This is a genomic window from Methyloversatilis sp. (genome assembly GCF_965284615.1).
GTDB lineage: Bacteria > Pseudomonadota > Gammaproteobacteria > Burkholderiales > Rhodocyclaceae > Methyloversatilis.
The window spans coordinates 4,014,657-4,028,510 of record NZ_OZ260098.1 but is presented as its reverse complement, the minus strand read 5'-3'; the positions used below and the strand labels follow the sequence as shown (position 1 = coordinate 4,028,510).

The window sequence follows — 13,854 nt, the reverse complement described above, 5'->3', positions numbered from 1 at the left end:
AGGAAAAGAATCGAACATGGGAAAGTCCACCGGTTTTCTTGAGTACCAGCGTCTGTCCGAAGCTTCGCTGCCGGTCGCCGAGCGCGTGCGCAACTACAAGGAGTTCGTGCTCCACCTGAGCGACGAAGAGGCGAAGATCCAGGGTGCGCGCTGCATGGACTGCGGCATCCCGTTCTGCAACAGCGGCTGCCCGGTCAACAACATCATCCCCGACTTCAACGACCTGGTTTACCGCCAGGACTGGAAGCAGGCGATCGAAGTGCTGCACTCGACCAACAACTTCCCGGAATTCACCGGCCGCATCTGTCCGGCGCCGTGCGAAGCCGCCTGTACGCTGAACATCAACAGCGACGCGGTGGGCATCAAGTCGATCGAGCACGCCATCATCGACAAGGCCTGGGAAAACGGCTGGGTCGTGCCGCAGCCGCCGGCGACGAAGACCGGCAAGAAGGTCGCCGTCGTCGGCTCCGGCCCGGCCGGCATGGCCGCCGCGCAGCAACTGGCGCGCGCCGGTCACGACGTGACCGTGTTCGAGAAGAACAGCCGCGTCGGCGGTCTGCTGCGCTACGGCATCCCCGACTTCAAGATGGAAAAGTCGCACATCGACCGCCGCATCGCGCAGATGGAAGCCGAAGGCGTTACCTTCCGCACCGGCGTGCAGGTCGGTCCGCTGCCCGAAGGTTCGCCGGTGCACAGCGACGCCGCGACCGTGGTCAGCCCGGAGCAGCTGAAGGCCGAGTTCGATGCCGTCATCCTCGCCGGTGGCGCCGAACAGCCGCGCGACCTGCCGGTGCCGGGCCGTGAGCTGGCCGGCGTGCATTTCGCGATGGACTTCCTGCCGCTGCAGAACCGCGTCGTTGCCGGTGACACCGTGCCCGACCAGATCATGGCCACCGGCAAGCACGTGGTCGTGATCGGCGGCGGCGACACCGGTTCCGACTGCGTCGGCACCTCGAACCGTCACGGCGCCGCCAGCGTCATCCAGTTCGAACTGATGCCGCAGCCGCCGGAGTCGGAGAACAAGCCGCTGGTATGGCCCTACTGGCCGATCAAGCTGCGCACCTCGTCCAGCCACGAAGAAGGCTGCGAGCGTGACTGGGCGATCGCCACCAAGGAATTCATCGGTGAGAACGGCAAGGTCACTCAGGTGAAAACCGTGCGCGTCGAGTGGAAGGACGGTCGCATGCAGGAAGTGGCCGGCACCGAGCAACTGCTGAAGGCCGACCTCGTGCTGCTCGCGATGGGCTTCGTCAGCCCGGCCGGCAGCATCATCGAAAGCTTCGGCGTCGAGAAGGACGGCCGGGGCAACGCCCGCGCCACTACCGACGGTGAAGGCTGCTACGCCACCAACGTGCCCAAGGTATTCGCCGCCGGCGACATGCGCCGCGGGCAATCGCTGGTGGTGTGGGCGATTCGCGAAGGCCGTCAGTGCGCTCGTGAAGTTGACCAGTTCCTGATGGGCACTACCACGCTGCCGCGTTAAGCCTCCCTCAGCCCTCGCGAACGCCCTTCGGGGGAGTGGGGAACACCGGCCGACCGGCCGGTGTTGTCGCGAGGGCCGCAATCGCGAGCAAGCTCGCTCCCACAAATGCCTGGCTCGGGCTCTGGCCGCGGGTCAGGCGCCTCCCCTGTGGGAGCGGCCTTGGCCGCAACGCGGCCGTTGCAGTCCGCCGACCTCGATCCATGCCGCAGTCGGGGTCAGAAGAACCCTCCCACAAAACCTCGCCCCAGGCTCCGGCCGTGGATCAGGCGCACCACCCCTGTGGGAGCGGCCTTGGCCGCGAAACGGCCTCTGCCGCCCGTCGGCTTCGATCCAAGCCGCTGTCGGGGTCAGAAGACCCCTCCCACAGAATCCTCGCCCAGGCTCCGGTCGTGGATCCGGCGCACCACCCCTGTAGGAGCGGTCTTCTGACCGCGACGCGGCCGTTCGGTCCGCCGGTTTCGATCCAAGCCGCAGTCGGGGTCAGAAGACCCCTCCCACAGAATCCTCGCCCAGGCTCCGGTCGTGGATCCGGCGCACCACCCCTGTAGGAGCGGTCTTCTGACCGCGACACGGCCGCTGCCGTCCGCCGGCTTCGATCCAAGCCGCAGTCGGGGTCAGAAGACCCCTCCCACAAAACCCGCGCTCTGGCTCGGGCCGCGGGTCAGGCGCCTCTCTTGTGGGAGCGGCCTTGGCCGCGACGCGGCCGTTGCGGTCCGCGGGCTTCGATCCAAGCCGCTGTCGGGGTCAGATGACCCCTCCCACAAAACCCCGCACCGGGCTCCGGTCGCGCCCCGTCTGAGCAATCCGCCTACGGCAATTTGCGCATCAGCACCGGCGGCTCCGGGGGCGGTGCGGGCGGACGGGCTATCGGCGGGTAGAGGGGAGGGTGGCGACGGATGATGCGCGGCGGCACGCCGTACAGGGGCTCCTCCAGCAGTACCGGATCGTCGCAATCCACACGTCTCTGTTCCAGGCAGCGTCGGCGCGCTTCCGCCATCGCCGCCTCCTGCCGCGCGGCGCTTTCTCGCGCGGCCGACGCACGTTCCCGCTGCAACGCCGATTCGACTTCGCGCTGTACCGCGTCGCGGTCTGCCACTCCACCTGCCGGGGCTGGCGGCGTCGCGGCGCGGGCTGGGGGCGGTGAGCCGGTCACGGTGAGCGGATCGACCGTGCGTATCGGCGTCGATTTGCGCCCCTCGGGCGGCGCGTCGCCGTAATTCACCACGCCGCGTTCATCGACCCAGCGGTGCACGGTGTCGCCCGCGAACAGCGTCACGGGCAGCATGCAGAGAGCGGCGTAAAGGGCGACGGCTTTCATGTCGTAGACCTCCCGGTTGAATTGTTAAATCTATGGCAACGCACACGTCGGCAGGTTGCAAACACGCGGTGGGCGAGAACTGCTGCGCAGCAGGCCGTCGTACCCCGAATGCTAGAATCCACGCGGTTTTCCGCCATATGGTGTCCGATGCAGATCGTCATTCTGGCAGCCGGGCAAGGCAAGCGCATGCGCTCCGCCCTGCCCAAGGTGCTGCAACCCCTGTCTGACCGCCCGCTGCTCGGGCATGTGCTGCGCACCGCAGCGTCCCTGAATCCGTCGCACACCTGCGTGGTGTACGGCCACGGTGGCGACGCAGTGCGTGCAGCCTTCCCCGATGTCGCGGTCAACTGGGCGCTGCAGGCCGAACAGCTCGGCACCGGTCACGCCGTCCGCCAGGCGCTGCCGCATCTGTCGCGCGACGAGCCGGTACTCATCCTCTACGGCGACGTGCCGCTGCTGCGCGCCGACACGCTCGTCAAGCTGGCCGAAGCGGCCGGCAACGACAAGCTCGCCATCCTCACCGTCAGCTTCGACGACCCGACCGGCTACGGCCGCATCGTGCGCGACGGCGAAGGCCGCATCGTGCGCATCGTCGAGCAGAAGGATGCATCAGAGGCCGAGCGCGCCATCCGCGAAGTGAACACCGGCATCATGGTCGTGCCCGGCGGCAAGCTCGCCGGCTGGCTCGACCAGCTGTCGAACGACAACGCCCAGCGCGAGTACTACCTGACCGACGTGGTCGCCGCCGCCGTGCGCGACGGCGTGCCGGTGGTGAGCACGCAGCCCGCCCGCGTGTCGGAGACGCTGGGCGTGAACGACAAGGCGCAACTGGCCGAACTCGAACGCATCCACCAGCGCGAAAACGCCGAGCGACTGCTGACCGAAGGCGTCACGCTGCGCGACCCGGCACGCATCGACGTGCGCGGCGAGCTGGTCTGTGGCCGCGACGTCGAGATCGACATCGGCTGCATCTTCGAGGGTCGCGTCGAACTGGGCGACGGCGTCAAGGTGGGCGCGCACTCGGTGCTGCGCAACGTCACCGTCGCCGCCGGCACCGTCATCGCCCCCTTCTGCCATTTCGACGACGCCGTGGTCGGCGCCGGCTGCCAGCTCGGCCCCTACGCGCGTCTGCGCCCCGGCGCGAACCTGGCGGAAGACGTGCACATCGGCAACTTCGTCGAAGTGAAGAACAGCGACATCGCCGCCCACAGCAAGGCCAACCACCTCGCCTACGTCGGCGACGCCACCGTCGGCAGCCGCGTGAACATCGGCGCCGGCACCATCTGCTGCAACTACGACGGCGCCAACAAGTTCCGCACCATCATCGAAGACGACGTGTTCATCGGCTCCGACACACAGCTGGTTGCGCCGGTCACCGTCGGCCGCGGCGCCACGCTGGGCGCCGGCACCACGCTGACGCAGGACGCGCCGCCGGGCGAGCTCACCATCTCGCGCGTGCGCCAGACCACCATCACCGGCTGGACCCGGCCGGTGAAGAAAAAGAAATGACCGGGCAGTAACCGACACACAACGCATCGCAACGGCAAAGGATTTCCCATGTGTGGCATCGTCGCGGCCATCGCCGGCCAGAACATCGTTCCCGTACTGCTCGAAGGGCTGCGCAAGCTCGAATACCGCGGCTATGACTCGGCCGGCCTCGCCGTGCTGAATGGCGCCAACGGCACCGAACTGCGCCGCCTGCGCTCGGTCGGCCGCGTGGCCGAACTGGCCACCCAGGCCAGCGAACAGAATCTCGACGCGTCGATCGGCATCGCCCACACCCGTTGGGCCACGCACGGCGTGCCGTCGGAGCGCAACGCGCACCCGCACATCAGCGACGGTCTTGCCGTCGTGCACAACGGCATCATCGAGAACTTCGAGCCGCTGCGCGCCCGCCTCACCGGCCTCGGCTACACCTTCACGTCGGAAACCGACACCGAGGTCATCGCCCACCTGGTGCGCCACCACCTGAAGACCACGCCCGACCTGCTCGACGCCGTGCGCGCCACCTGCGGCGAACTGATCGGCGCCTACGCCATCGCCATCGTCACCGAAGGCGAAGACTCGCGCATCGTCGTCGCCCGCCACGGCTCGCCGCTGGTGCTGGGCCAGTCGGACAACGGCAACTACGCCGCCTCCGACACCTCGGCGCTGCTGCAGGTCACGCGCAACATGATCTACCTCGAAGACGGCGACATGGCCGAACTCACCCGCAACTCGATGCGCATCATGCGTCTCGACGGCACGCCGGTCGAACGCCCGGTGCAGGTGAGTCAGCTGTCGGCCGACGCGGTCGAACTGGGCAGCTACCGCCACTACATGCAAAAAGAGATTTTCGAGCAGCCGGCCGCGCTGTCGAACACGCTCGAAATGCTGGCCCAGGCGCGCTCGATCACCCCCAACCTGTTCGGCGTCGAAGCCGACAACGTGTTCCGCTCGGTGCGCCGCGTGCTCGTGCTCGCCTGCGGCACCAGCTTCCACGCCGGCCTGGTCGCCCGCTACTGGCTGGAAGACATCGCCGGCATCGAATGCTCGGTCGAGATCGCCAGCGAATACCGCTACCGCAAGCCGGTGGCCGACCCCGACACGCTGGTCGTCACCATTTCGCAGTCGGGCGAAACCGCCGACACGCTGGCCGCGCTGAAGTACGCCAAGACGCTCGGCATGACCCGCACGCTGGCCATCTGCAACGTGCCGGAATCGGCCATCGTGCGTGAGTCGAGCCTGCGTTTCATCACCCGCGCCGGCCCGGAAATCGGTGTTGCCTCGACCAAGGCCTACACCACCCAGCTCGCCGCGCTCGCGCTGCTCACGCTGGCCATGGCCAAAACCCGCGGCACGCTCAGCGTCGCGCAGGAAGAGAAATACCTCGGGGCACTGCGTCACCTGCCGGGCGCGGTCACCCGCGTTCTGGAGCTTGAGCCGCAGATCCAGGCCTGGGCCGAACGCTTCGCGATGAAGCACCACGCCCTCTTCCTCGGCCGCGGCCAGCACTACCCGATCGCGCTCGAAGGCGCGCTCAAGCTCAAGGAAATTTCCTACATCCACGCCGAAGCCTACCCGGCCGGCGAACTGAAGCACGGCCCGCTGGCACTGGTCAACCGCGACATGCCGGTCATCGCCATCGCCCCGAACGACGCGCTGATCGAAAAGCTCAAGAGCAACATCCAGGAAGTCCGCGCCCGCGGCGGCGAGCTCTACGTCATCGCCGACGCCGGCACCGAAATGGTCGAAGGCGAGGGCGTGCACATCCTGAACATGCCGGAGAACTACGGCCTGCTGTCACCGGTACTGCACGTCGTGCCGCTGCAACTGCTCGCCTACCACGCGGCGCTGGTGAAGGGCACCGACGTGGACAAGCCGCGGAATCTGGCGAAGAGCGTGACGGTGGAGTGAGGGCGCACCACGCGCGCTTGAATGTCGATCAACCGGGGCGGTTCAACGCCTCGGGGATGAACCCTTCCGCCGTCAGTGCGCGGATCACGCCACGCAGCAACACGCTGTTGCTGAAACCCACGGTGTACTGACGTGCGCCCTCGTGGATCGGTACGAGCATCCGGCGCTCCACAAGCTTGCGGATCTGGTAGGTGCGTTGGGCTTCCGTCATCCCGGGCATCGCCGCTTTCAGGTCGCCCGCCTTGGCGATCCCTCTGTGGGCCGTCGCCATAAGCACCCGCTCTTCCATCTGCGTCAATGACTCGCGTTCGCGCGCATGATGCAACGCTGGTGTCAGGATGCGGTCGATGAGATAGCCCTGATCGGTCAGCCGGGCCACCTTGTCCAGTTCGTCGCGCACGCCGGACAGCACGTAGATGCACCATGCCTCGCGTCCTTCCTGCGTGCCGGTGTCCGCCTGACTGAGCATTGCGTAATAGCGGTCGCGGTCGTTGCAGAACACCGCGGTTGGATTCAGCACCCGCCCGCCAGCCCTGACGTCGAAGCCGTACTTGATCATCAAGGTGTAAGTCAGCAGCCGGACAACACGCCCGTTGCCGTTGCCGAAGGGGTGTATCCACGCGAAGCGGTGGTGGGCGAGCGCGACCTTGATCAGGTCGTACTTGCGCGGGTCAGGCTGATTGATGAAGGTCACCAGCTCGCTCATGTACTGCGGCACCTGCAGCGCCTCGGGTGGAAGGTGGTCGGACTGCGAAATCCGCACCGACCCCTGGCGGTAGGCGCCGGGGGTGGCGTCGCCCTCCCGCTGCAGGTCGCGCACCGTCAGCGCATGCAACTCGCGCACAAGATGTTCGGTGATGTCGTCGCCGGGCGCGAAATGCGCCTCGATGAAGGCCATGGCCTCTTCGATATTGGCCATTTCACGCAGCGTGTCACTCACGCTTGCCGCAACGTCTTCCAGCCGGCTCTCGACATAGTCGGCCAGCGTGGTGTGGTTGCCTTCGATGCGGGCCGACCCCAGGCTTTCCAGCATGTGGAAGATCTGCTTGAGCTGGAAGAACACCGGCGCGGGCGTGCTGCCTTCCAGCCGGAGACGGCGCAGATGTTCGAGCTCGGTCACCACATCGACCAAGGGTGAGTCGAAGGTGGTGTTGAGCAGACTCAGATCATGATGGCGGAAGGCAGGCATGAGCGGCCTCTGTGCCGAAGTGAGGGCAAAGCCGTAGATTATCTGTAATCGACGATCTTGGTATCTTCAATAGAGAGAGAAAAATTCAGTCAGAACAAACGCCTGAAATATGGATCAAGGAAAAATATCTTGAAAATTTCGGCACTTTTTCTGCAGTTTCTCCCATGAGTATCTTGAACACGTGTGCCTGACGTGGTGCTGTTTCAGAGCACGGAGATGGACCAGCGCCTTGTTCTCTCCGCCGGTTCGCGGATCAGCCTCCGTATTTGCGTCCATGCCTCGCACGCTCGCAGCAGATGAACAGACCGCTGTAGCGTCACCGCACTTGACTCGATAGACTGTACAGAATTCTGTCACCTTCCCATCGGGAGCACACAATGGGTTTTTCAGCGCGCGACGTGGTGCCGTTCACTCAGGCACGCGCCAATCTCTCCGAGCTCGCCGATCAGGCCAAGGCCGGCGCAGAAAAGATCATCACCAAGAACGGTGAAAGCTATGTCGCGCTGATCGACGCCGACCGGCTGGACTACTACCACCGGCTGGAACGCGAACGCATCCATCTGCTTCTGCTTGAAGACGCCCGTCGCGGTCTGGACGACATTACAGCGGGCCGGACCCAGCCGGCCGATGCCGCAATCGCCGGCCTTCAGAAGCGTCGCGCGAAGACACATGGTTGAAACCCTGCACCGGGTTGAGCTGACCGACAGCTTCCTGGCGCGCCTCGAAGCCATCGAAACCTTTCTGATAGAAGCCGATGCGGGCGCGGCCTTCGACAACCTGCTCGATCAGTTGCGCAGCACGGTCATCCCCAATCTGGCCCGCTTCCCTCGCATCGGTCGGCGCTACCTCGACCACCCGCCCCAATCCGCCGAAGCGCTCAGCTTGCTTACCGCCATGCCGACGGGGACCGCCGATTCCCTTCGCGAGTATCTGCACGGCGACTACCTCACGCTCTATACCGTGGCCGATGAACTGGCGACGCTCTACCTGCTGACGATCCGCCACCATCGGCAGTTGTCGTTCGATTTCGCGGGGCTTTGGCCGATGGGAAATTGAGCGCAGAGCAACGGTGTCGCTGAGTTGCTGTCGGATCACGCAGTGCCGAGCTTGAGTACGGTTCGCTAGCGCGGGTCGCCCATGACATGTCGGTCATCGCCATTGCGCCGAGAGACACACTTATCGAATAGCTCAAGAGCAACATCCAGGAAGCCCGCGCTCGCGGCGGCGAGTGCTACGTCATCGCCAATACATCAGAGTACAGGCGTCGCAGATGCTCGTCTGACATGTCGAGGATTGGCTCGTACATGAATGAATTCAAGTGAATGTTCTCCGGCGTCATGAGGAGTACGCGTTGAATGACGCGAATGTTTTGTGCATCGGCTGGAAACTCTTCGCGGTAGCGTTTCAGTAAGGTTGGGGTCTGATTGGCGTTAATTCCCTCCAACCACGCTGCATCGTCTATCTTGGCCGCCATGAACTTCTCCGCCTGTAATCTAGTGGCGATGGCCAATACCACTTTGTTCTCGAAGTTGATTCCGTCAGCGGCATTCAGGCAAGCATCTGCCTCCGCGGCGAGGATCTCAATAACGGTCGTTTCTGGGTTGCCGGACTGCCCCGGTGTGCTGAAGAGGTTGGTGTAAATCGTATCGAGGCTAGCGACCTTTATCTGCGCTGTGCCCGTCTTCCAATGAAGTAGCGAAGTAAGGCTCAGGTAGTCCACGTCGGACTCGCCCCTTGTGTACTCAATGAGATTGCGCATGAAGGGGATGCAGCAAATTTTTTTTCGGTCATTCGTGAAGAATTGCGGCTTCCAGACATTGGAGAATACGTTGCGTACACCTTGCGCTGCCACGAGCGTGACACCAGTGGCGGTCTTTGAAACCATGAAGCAGTTCCTACGCGGAACAAGCCTTCGGCTCTCAATGGTTCGGTAGAAATCGAAGTTGTGGGTAAGGATGAGCAATTGAAAGTGTTCATCCTCAGCCAAGTCAGAGAGATATTGAATGACCGCGTACTTGTTCTTGTAGTCGAACGAGTCAGCAACGTCGTCAACGATGAGAAGCGTCTGCTGACCGGCGGCGCGACGCACTTCTATGTCGAAAAGCATATTCAATATGTGAAACGCCCTCTTCTCACCGGTACTTAGCGTCTGAAGCAGGGCGTCACGCTCAACAGGAGCGTGGTCGTCACCATCGTTGAAAACGAACCCCAGGCGTGGCGCCGCTTCCATACCGAGCATGACCTGAACCTTGTTTGCTACCTCAAGATGAAACGGGACAATGAAGCGGGAGTTAAAGATGTCAATAACTGCCTGCCATTGAGTCTCCTCCTGAGCGGCCTGTGCCTCGATCTCTGCTGAACGTGCGGCTGCTTGGGTGACCTTGTCCAACAACTCTGTGCACAAGGCGTAATTAGCCTTGAGGTATGACATCCAGAGCTTCTTTTTGAAGTCTGCCGGGTCTGCCAGCTCCGGCAGAAGCTCCTCGTGGTTTTGCAAATAGGCTTCGAACTCACGAAGCTGCGCGTTCTTTTGAATCTGTTTTTCAAGCTCTTCGTACTTCTTACGCAGCGCGGCGTCCTCCGATATTTTGGCCCGCTCCGCGTCAACTAAGGCTTGGAGCTCCGACTCGGAGTTAACTTCTTGCTTCTCATCGCCATTGAGGCTAACAGTGTGCAAGGCTTTGAAGAAACCGCTGTTCTTCAGCTCCTTCGCTACGTTTGTGGCGGCGTAGTAGTTGAAGCCATCCTTCTTAAAGTACCTTGAGGCGGCGAGCAGTTCGTTGTACTTCTTCGTGTAGTCATTGATTGCAGTACGGAAGTCACCGTTGGCTAGAAATGCCACGACCTTGTCGTCGTTGACAAGGTCATAGGGCACATCCTTGAAAACAGGCTCCCAATCCGCATCTAATTTGGTCTTTAGTCCTGCTAGCACCGTGTCGAACAACCCGCCGGAGGGCACGAAAGTCGATGCGATCTCCCGGTCAACTGCACGCTTAGTCTTCGCTGTCGTTTTAAGTGCATTTAGCAAGGCAGTGCGGGCGACCGAGACTTCTGCGTGAAGCGATTCGTACTCTTGACGTAGAGCGGCGTTTACAAGCAAGGTCGCAGTCCCATCGCCACCGTTTGAGAACTCCTCGTAAGGACGAAGTACGAGGACACTTTCGGCGGCGAGGTCAATTCCGTTTTCGTCTTGGACTAGACGCGTCGTGGCTCGACTCGGGAAAATCCTGTCTCGTGATTGCTTGCCGTCGGCGATGTCCTGGAATGTGTTGGCTAACGAGCTTTTCATCGCCCCGTTGGGTGCATAGACGGCAACGGCGGATGCGCCGTCGTAGTCGAGAGTCACTTCCAGCCTTCGAATTCCATAGCAATGCTCAAGCAGTAGTTTTAGCGTTTTCATGCCTCCTCCCGTAGTAGCGAAACAGCATACATCGAGTATCTGGGACGAGTATCTTCGGGAGTCGATGTATGAAGCGTCCTCGTTGTTGGGCGAGGGTTTTTAGCTGGTCGCGATTGATGGTGAGATGTCTCAATGACGGATTTGGCGCCCCACAGAATCAACCTTCCCACCGCAGCCCGCGACCTCTACCGCGCTCTCTGGCTCCATGCCCGCGGCGCACGCGCGCAGATGCTCGGCGCGGCCGCGCTGCTGTCCGGCGCGCAGCTGCTGCGCCTCACCATGCCCTGGCTGGCGGCGCAGGCGATCAATGCCTTGCAGCAGGGCGACATGGCGACGGCGGGGCGGTGGATTCTTTATCTGGTCGGCATCTATCTGCTGTCCTGGCTGCTGCACGGGCCGGGGCGCGTGCTGGAGCGCAATGTCGGCGTGCGGGTTCGCGTGCGGCTGGCGGATGCGCTGTATGCGCGCATCGCGGCGGCGCCGCTGGCGTGGCGGGACGGGCGGCATTCGGGTGAGCTGCAGCACCGCGTGATGCAGGCGAGCCGGGCGCTGTCGGATTTCGCGCAGAACCAGTTCGACTATCTGCAGAGTGCGTTCAACTTCGTCGGGCCGCTGGTGGCGCTGGCGCTGCTGTCGCGCACCAGTGGTGCGATCGCGGTGAGCGGCTATGTGGTGATCGCGCTCATCATCCTGCGCTTTGACCGTACGCTGATGCAGCTCGCGCGCGCCGAGAATGATGCGGACCGCCGCTATGCCGCGGCGCTGCTCGATTTCGTCGGCAATGCCGGCACGGTGATCGGGCTGCGGCTGCAGGCGGCGTCGCGCGTGCTGCTGGGCCGGCGCATGGAGGCGGTGATGGCGCCGCTGCGGCGCGCGGTGATGGTGAACGAGGGCAAGTGGTTCGCCGTGGATCTGCTCGGCATGGGGCTCACCTGGGTGCTGGTGGTGGTGTATGTCATGCAGGTGCGCACGCCGGGGCAGGCGGTGGCGCTGGGCACGGTGTTCATGATCTACCAGTACGCGCAGCAGGCGGCCGGCGTGGTGGCGTCGCTGGCGTCCAATTTCCAGGGCTTCGCGCGTATGCACACCGACTACTGCAGCGCCGAGCCGATCTGGGCCGCGCCCGGTGAGCCGGATGCGGCGGTGCCCGCAGTGCAGGCGGACGCGTCGTGGCAGACGCTGGCGCTGCGCGGTGCGACGCTGCGCTACGGCGACGACGCGCGCGGCGGCGAGCGGGGCGGACTGCGGGGCGTGGATCTGGAGTTGCGGCGCGGCTCGCGCGTCGCGCTGATCGGTCCGAGCGGCGGCGGCAAGAGCACGCTGCTGCGCACGCTGGCCGGCCTCTATCTGCCGCAGCAGGGGGAACTGCTGCGCGACGGCGTGCCGGTGCCGTGGGCTGAACTGCGCACGCTTGCCACACTGATTCCGCAGGAAGCCGAGGTGTTCGAAGCCAGCGTCGAAGAGAACCTCACCTTCGGCCAGCCGGCCGACCCGGCTGCGCTGCAGTCGGCGATGCACGCCGGCGTGTTCGACGAGGTGCTCGATCGCCTGCCCGACGGGTTGCAGAGCACGCTGAGCGAGCGCGGCGGCAACCTCTCCGGCGGCCAGCGGCAGCGGCTGGCGCTGGCCCGCGGTGCGCTGGCGGCGCAGGGCAGTTCGCTGCTGCTGCTCGACGAACCGACCAGCGCGCTCGACCCGCAGGCCGAGGGCCGGGTGTTCGACCGCATGGTGGCGGCGTTTCCGGAGGCCTGCATCGTCGCGTCGGTGCACCGGCCCAGCCTGCTCGCGCGTTTCGACACAGTGGTCGTGGTCGAGGCCGGCCGCGTGGTCGATGCCGGCCCGCGCGACGAAGTGCTGGCGCGGCGGGCGCACTGAGCCGCGGCGCCAGGACATCATGCGCCGCACAGGCGGCTAGACTGTGACGGTCCATTCCGTTTCGTGCCGCAGTGATGCCCTTCCGCCCCTGTTCCGTCCGCTGGTTGTGCGCCGCGCTGCTGCTGGCGGCCGCTGCGACGGTGGCCGCGCATCCGGGCGGCTTGAACGCCGAGGGCTGCCACAACAACCGCAAGACCGGGGACTACCACTGCCACCGCGGCGCGCCGGCGCGCACGTCATCGTCAGCGAGGGAAGGGGCGGCCGCGGTGCCGGCTGGACGCGCCTTCCGCAACTGTGCCGAAGCGCGTGCCGCGGGCGCCGCGCCGGTCCGCGCAGGCGAGCCGGGTTACGGCCCGCACCTCGACCGCGACGGTGACGGCGTCGGCTGCGAGCCTTACCGCCGCCGTTGAGTCGCCGCGCTGCCAGCGCCTCGCCGAGCACGTCGCCGCGCGGCGAAACCGGTCAGCCCCAGGCCGGCGAGCAGCAGCGCCCAGCTCTCCGGCTCGGGCACCATGAGCACGGTCGGTCCGGACAGTCCCATCGCATAGACCGCGGCCAGCGCGTCGGCCGAGCCGGTCCGCGTTGACAGGTCGTAGCTGCTGACGAATTCTTCGCCGACGGCGCCGGACGATTTCAGGGTGATGTACTTCAGCGTGACGGTGCGGTACTCGAGGGCCGCTGACAGGGCCGGCGCGCTGCCGCTGCTGCCGGTCAGGTCGAGCGTGGTGACGAAGGCGTCGGTGAACACGATCTCGAAGAAGGTGGCGCGGCTGCCTTCGATGTCCGTCGTCGCGTGCAGCGTCACGGTGTCCAGTGCCTCACCGCGGCTGGCCCGCTCGAACAGTTTGGCCACGCTGGTGTCGAGCGCCTGCGTCCACTCGAAGTTGCGGAACATCGGGCGGCGGATGGTGATGTCGCTGGTGGGGCCGGTGCTGATTGTTTCGATGCCGAAGCCCCAGGTGAAGGTGTCGATCTCGTTCCAGTTCTCGTGCCTTTCGTCGGTGCTCGAGCCCTTGATGTCGTCCAGTTTCAGGAAGTAGTCGAAACCCGCCTGCGCCTGACCCGCGCACAGCGCAAGCGCGACGGAGGCGGCCATCAGTACGGGGCGGAACGGTGTCGGAACGCGCATGGAAATCTCCCTGTCGAGTGGGTGACGGCCATCGGGGCGGACGCCGGGCGGCCGGCTTCGCGCA

11 protein-coding genes are annotated in these 13,854 nt (G+C 64.7%); 7 read left to right on the top strand and 4 right to left on the bottom strand.

Annotated features, from left to right (window positions below; translation table 11 throughout):
• Positions 1 to 16 precede the first annotated feature (16 nt).
• Entirely contained in the window at positions 17 to 1,483 is a 1,467-nt protein-coding gene (locus ACQ66H_RS19075) for a glutamate synthase subunit beta (RefSeq protein WP_430435332.1), read from the top strand.
• 808 nt (positions 1,484 to 2,291) lie between these two features.
• Here the strand turns inward: ACQ66H_RS19075 and ACQ66H_RS19070 are convergent.
• The gene (locus tag ACQ66H_RS19070) at positions 2,292 to 2,801 is read right to left on the bottom strand and encodes a DUF4124 domain-containing protein (RefSeq protein WP_430435331.1); all 510 of its coding nucleotides are present in this window, start codon (positions 2,799 to 2,801) and stop codon (positions 2,292 to 2,294) included.
• Between the two features lie 147 nt (positions 2,802 to 2,948).
• Here ACQ66H_RS19070 and glmU point away from each other — a divergent pair, with 147 nt between their 5' ends.
• Together glmU and glmS are read left to right on the top strand one after the other, a co-directional pair.
• Entirely contained in the window at positions 2,949 to 4,310 is a 1,362-nt protein-coding gene (gene glmU, locus ACQ66H_RS19065) for a bifunctional UDP-N-acetylglucosamine diphosphorylase/glucosamine-1-phosphate N-acetyltransferase GlmU (protein ID WP_430435330.1), read from the top strand.
• Between the two features lie 48 nt (positions 4,311 to 4,358).
• Positions 4,359 to 6,197: a glutamine--fructose-6-phosphate transaminase (isomerizing) gene (glmS, locus tag ACQ66H_RS19060; RefSeq protein ID WP_430435329.1), complete on the top strand. Its 1,839-nt coding sequence runs from the start codon at positions 4,359 to 4,361 to the stop codon at positions 6,195 to 6,197.
• Positions 6,198 to 6,225: 28 nt separating this feature from the next.
• On the opposite strand, the gene ACQ66H_RS19055 is transcribed toward glmS, so the two are convergent.
• Complete coding sequence (locus tag ACQ66H_RS19055) at positions 6,226 to 7,386, bottom strand: Fic family protein (protein WP_430435328.1); 1,161 nt, start codon at positions 7,384 to 7,386, stop codon at positions 6,226 to 6,228.
• Between the two features lie 377 nt (positions 7,387 to 7,763).
• On the opposite strand from ACQ66H_RS19055, the gene ACQ66H_RS19050 reads away from it, so the two are divergent.
• Both ACQ66H_RS19050 and ACQ66H_RS19045 read left to right on the top strand, forming a co-directional pair.
• Positions 7,764 to 8,063 (top strand): type II toxin-antitoxin system Phd/YefM family antitoxin, encoded by a 300-nt coding sequence (locus tag ACQ66H_RS19050; protein ID WP_430435327.1) that lies wholly within the window; start codon positions 7,764 to 7,766, stop codon positions 8,061 to 8,063.
• Positions 8,056 to 8,442 (top strand): type II toxin-antitoxin system RelE/ParE family toxin, encoded by a 387-nt coding sequence (locus ACQ66H_RS19045; protein WP_430435326.1) that lies wholly within the window; start codon positions 8,056 to 8,058, stop codon positions 8,440 to 8,442. The genes ACQ66H_RS19050 and ACQ66H_RS19045 overlap by 8 nt, the downstream gene beginning before the upstream one ends.
• Positions 8,443 to 8,617: 175 nt before the next feature.
• On the opposite strand, the gene ACQ66H_RS19040 is transcribed toward ACQ66H_RS19045, so the two are convergent.
• On the bottom strand, positions 8,618 to 10,786 hold the full coding sequence (locus tag ACQ66H_RS19040) for an AAA family ATPase (RefSeq protein ID WP_430435325.1): 2,169 nt from the start codon (positions 10,784 to 10,786) through the stop codon (positions 8,618 to 8,620).
• Between the two features lie 228 nt (positions 10,787 to 11,014).
• On the opposite strand from ACQ66H_RS19040, the gene ACQ66H_RS19035 reads away from it, so the two are divergent.
• On the top strand, positions 11,015 to 12,661 hold the full coding sequence (locus tag ACQ66H_RS19035; protein WP_430435324.1) for an ATP-binding cassette domain-containing protein: 1,647 nt from the start codon (positions 11,015 to 11,017) through the stop codon (positions 12,659 to 12,661).
• Positions 12,662 to 12,735: 74 nt separating this feature from the next.
• Positions 12,736 to 13,071, top strand: a complete 336-nt coding sequence (locus ACQ66H_RS19030; protein ID WP_430435323.1) for an excalibur calcium-binding domain-containing protein — start codon at positions 12,736 to 12,738, stop codon at positions 13,069 to 13,071.
• Here ACQ66H_RS19030 and ACQ66H_RS19025 read toward each other — a convergent pair.
• A complete protein-coding gene (locus ACQ66H_RS19025; RefSeq protein ID WP_430435322.1) occupies positions 13,056 to 13,790 on the bottom strand; it encodes an Hcp family type VI secretion system effector in 735 nt (244 codons plus the stop codon). The genes ACQ66H_RS19030 and ACQ66H_RS19025 overlap by 16 nt on opposite strands.
• Positions 13,791 to 13,854 lie beyond the last annotated feature (64 nt).

Coding starts and splice junctions, on each gene's coding strand:
- ACQ66H_RS19075 (WP_430435332.1), top strand. CDS start 17: ATGGGAAAGTCCACCGGTTTTCTTGAGTACCAGCGTCTGTCCGAAGCT.
- ACQ66H_RS19070 (WP_430435331.1), bottom strand. CDS start 2,801: ATGAAAGCCGTCGCCCTTTACGCCGCTCTCTGCATGCTGCCCGTGACG.
- glmU (WP_430435330.1), top strand. CDS start 2,949: ATGCAGATCGTCATTCTGGCAGCCGGGCAAGGCAAGCGCATGCGCTCC.
- glmS (WP_430435329.1), top strand. CDS start 4,359: ATGTGTGGCATCGTCGCGGCCATCGCCGGCCAGAACATCGTTCCCGTA.
- ACQ66H_RS19055 (WP_430435328.1), bottom strand. CDS start 7,386: ATGCCTGCCTTCCGCCATCATGATCTGAGTCTGCTCAACACCACCTTC.
- ACQ66H_RS19050 (WP_430435327.1), top strand. CDS start 7,764: ATGGGTTTTTCAGCGCGCGACGTGGTGCCGTTCACTCAGGCACGCGCC.
- ACQ66H_RS19045 (WP_430435326.1), top strand. CDS start 8,056: ATGGTTGAAACCCTGCACCGGGTTGAGCTGACCGACAGCTTCCTGGCG.
- ACQ66H_RS19040 (WP_430435325.1), bottom strand. CDS start 10,786: ATGAAAACGCTAAAACTACTGCTTGAGCATTGCTATGGAATTCGAAGG.
- ACQ66H_RS19035 (WP_430435324.1), top strand. CDS start 11,015: ATGCTCGGCGCGGCCGCGCTGCTGTCCGGCGCGCAGCTGCTGCGCCTC.
- ACQ66H_RS19030 (WP_430435323.1), top strand. CDS start 12,736: ATGCCCTTCCGCCCCTGTTCCGTCCGCTGGTTGTGCGCCGCGCTGCTG.
- ACQ66H_RS19025 (WP_430435322.1), bottom strand. CDS start 13,790: ATGCGCGTTCCGACACCGTTCCGCCCCGTACTGATGGCCGCCTCCGTC.